A 3348-nucleotide genomic window follows, 5' to 3' on the forward strand; every position below is an offset into this window, starting at 1 on the left:
GGTCACATCATCCCATTCCTTACACTCATAACCGCCAACGATTAAACGGATTTCTTTACCTGCATTATCGAGCATAAGTGATTAACTCCGTGCCAGATTGAATAAGTGCAAAATTCAAAACAGTTGGATTTAAACGCTTAATTTCTTCAGCTCTATTCATGTCACCGTACAGTTGATGAGCCAACCAATGAGCCGTACAATGCAATAAAATAGGCGTAGTGCGAATCGGTGGACGTGTCTCAATCAGAGCTTGAATTTGATCATGTACAGTTGTTGCTAAAACTTTGTATTGAGCGACTTGAGCCGCAGGATCAATATTAGAAATGGTTGCTAGTTCTTGCGTAATAGCACGTTCTGCAACAATCGCTTGTTGAATATCTGTCCTTACTTGCTGACGGATCACAGCCAAATCAATCGGGGTAATATTCACCACCTTATTTTGTGCTGTATCTAACTTAGTTTGTTGAACAATGGCTTGAGCTGCTGAAGCTGCAGATGCAACAGTGATCGCTCGCCACATTTGTTTAAAAGCGGGGCTATCATTGCCACTGTCTTTATCATCAAAGATTTGACCGACCCTTTTCAGGCGGTTAGACAGTGATTGCCATTTGCTGATTGCAGAAATATCAGTGAATTCAAATGTAGCAAGACGAACCACATCATCAACAAGTCCAACCGCCCAGTCTGGAGGCGATAAAATATTGTCTACTGTTGAACGCACGACACCTAAGATTTGGCGGGCTTTTTGTAAGCCGCTGCGGATACGATTGACGGCTTTAAAAAATGCATTTGGGTCTTTGTCTTTGAGCTGTTCTAACTCACTTTCTAACGCTGAAGCGGGAATATAAAAAAAGGTTTGCGTATCAATTTCGATGTCGAAAGTGGGTACAAATAATGGTCTTTCTTTTGCTTCAGCTTCAACAAATTCAACGTCTAAGTCACAGCCATCCACAGTTTCTGTGCTATGGACAATGTTCCAGTTGGCTACATAAACGTTTTTAATGCCGTGGATCGGGTGTATAAGTTCACCTTCACCTGTTAGAGTGAATGCTGCAATTAAAGCATTTAAATAGAGTAAGTAATTTTCACCTGATAAAAAGATACGTAGACTGATTTTTTCAGCATCTTTGCCCATGTCTTCGATCTGGGCTTTATCTGAATAGGGCGATTGTTGAATGGCTAATGCTTTAGATACAGACTCACTGGTTTGAATACATTCAAACTCAATATTTCTAAAGCTTGCTTGTTGTAGATCAGTAGACCATGCCATAAAAAATACCCTCATTTAAAGGGTATTTTGTCTTTCATCGTTGGAATGGTTTAGGTGGAACGGCTTCCTATGAGTGTATATCTCAAAAGGCTCTATTCAATAATTAAATGAGTGCCAGACGGCTCACGAATAACTGTAAAAACAGCACCATTGATCAATCTTACATGTACGGTTCTTTGCTCATCTATGCTTTGTTTCATCGCATTTGAAATTGTGTCATGATCTTTTAATCTATAAGGAAGTCGTAAGATTGTTTGAAAGGAATCTCGATCAACTTGGTTTGAAAAAATGAAATCAAGTTTTGTGCTTTCCCACTCATTTGGACTGAGCTTTTTCCAATCAAGAATAGCCGTGATAGTGTTAGAATCATTACGAATGGTTTGTCGTACAGTATTACTATCTATTTCATCAAGTTGATTATTGAATTGTACTCGCCCATTAACCATTTCATTATAAAAAGCAGAAGGTGAATTCGCAGAACTTGTTGTTAATGAACTTATTCTTTCAGATTTTAAGCTTTGCTCTTTAGGAGTTGTTATATCATCTTGAGTTGGTATAGTTGTTTCATCTGTTTGTACTGGCTTTGAACAGCTTACTAAAAACAAACTAAGACAAGCAGTTAATAATAGTTTCATTAAGTCCCCATAAATTTCTATTTTTTAATCAATGCTTTTGAAGCATAAAGGGTACAGCACCTTGCCGATCACCGACAGCACTTTGTTGTGGTTGTTGGCTAAAAAGTTGACTAAAATTTGGCATTTGTATATTTATGGATTTCCCAATAGCACTAGGAAGTTTTTGAAGTTCATTGATAACCTGAGCATTTTGCTCAACTTGTTGTTGTAAAAGTGCTTGCTGTTCTTTACTTTTTTCAATTGCTTCTTGAACAAAATCAACTTTTTCACCTGTACCACCAAAAAACTTATCAACCATATTATAAAAATAATCGTCTACGGGTTTAAGTAACTCAGAACCTAAGTAAGCTCCGCCAGCAAATCCTAAAGCTTGCCCAATTGATGCTCCAGCTGTAGGTGGTGGAGTGGGTGGTACAGGTGGTGGCGGAGGTACTGGCGGTACAGGTGGACGACCAGCTCGCATTGCTAAACTTGCTACCCCCGCAGAAGCGGCTAAGGCTGTCAGTGCGGTGGTAGAAATAAATAAACCTTGTGAAAAAGCTGGGAATTGTTGAGTAAGCTCCGAAAACTTATCTAAAGCAGTTCCATAACCACCAGCGATTCTATCAAAAGAGTCTTGACGAACAATTTGCGCATTGGTTTTTGCAGTACCTTCTTTGCCAAATGTCTGAGAATTTAAGAAAACCCCAGTTGGTTTGACCACCTGATCATAAGATGCTTTTAATGTTTCATTTTTTAAACCGTCAATACGATTAACACCATTTTCATCGATATTATAACGGGCTAAAGTTTGTCCCAGTGTTGCCATTAAAAATTGGCGATCAGCAATGATTTGACCGATTTCACCGCCCAAAGCAATATTTGCCATATCACCAAGCAGTTTTTTACGCTCAGCGTCACTTGCTGTAGCAATTTGTTTTTTAAGAGCTTGGTAATCACTATTATTCGATAGCTGATGATCAATAACATCACCCAAAACTTCAGCACCAAATTTACCCTGAGAACGTCCAACTTGTTGTTGTTGATTCCAGTCGAATACTTCGCCTAAATATTTTCCTTTTTTACTATAAGATGGTCTGGTCGCTAAACCTTCAGTATTTACCACGGCTTTTGCCATACTGTCAGATAGTTCTCTACTATTTAGTTTTTGCAGTAGATTGACAACGTTATTTCCTGCTTCACCTGCATTACCTGAAACGTCCATTGAGACTTGGTTTAAAGATAATAAACTTGCTAAACCTTCATGACCACTATAGCCAGCTGACGTTGCTAGGGCTAATTGGCGAGCCAAATCTTGCTGCATGTCTCTAAGTTCATAGCCACCTAATTCACCTGAACGAATCGCCATCGCAAAGCTTTTTTGTAAATTCTGTTCACCTCTTAAACCATAGGTTGCAAGTGCATCGGCAAGAACCGACATTCCAGCTGCGGATGTATTACCCA

At 39.1% G+C, this 3348-nt stretch carries 2 protein-coding genes and 1 pseudogene; all 3 read right to left on the reverse strand.

The annotated features are described in order from the left end of the window. Positions 1 to 64 precede the first annotated feature (64 nt). Positions 65 to 1270 carry a DNA circularization N-terminal domain-containing protein gene (locus AVJ19_RS20555; protein WP_111861368.1) on the reverse strand — a complete coding sequence of 402 codons (1206 nt, stop codon included), beginning with the start codon at positions 1268 to 1270 and terminating at the stop codon, positions 65 to 67. 92 nt (positions 1271 to 1362) lie between these two features. Next, the gene (locus AVJ19_RS20560; RefSeq protein ID WP_111861369.1) at positions 1363 to 1905 is read right to left on the reverse strand and encodes a hypothetical protein; all 543 of its coding nucleotides are present in this window, start codon (positions 1903 to 1905) and stop codon (positions 1363 to 1365) included. Between the two features lie 28 nt (positions 1906 to 1933). Further along, positions 1934 to 3348 (reverse strand): annotated as a pseudogene (locus AVJ19_RS22110) (hypothetical protein); the annotation flags it as partial.

Source organism: Acinetobacter sp. CFCC 10889, from assembly GCF_003268395.1.
GTDB lineage: Bacteria > Pseudomonadota > Gammaproteobacteria > Pseudomonadales > Moraxellaceae > Acinetobacter.

What these genes read in the sequence shown, in the direction of transcription:
- AVJ19_RS20555 (WP_111861368.1), bottom strand. Translation starts at nt 1,270, where the DNA reads ATGGCATGGTCTACTGATCTACAACAAGCAAGCTTTAGAAATATTGAG.
- AVJ19_RS20560 (WP_111861369.1), bottom strand. Translation starts at nt 1,905, where the DNA reads ATGAAACTATTATTAACTGCTTGTCTTAGTTTGTTTTTAGTAAGCTGT.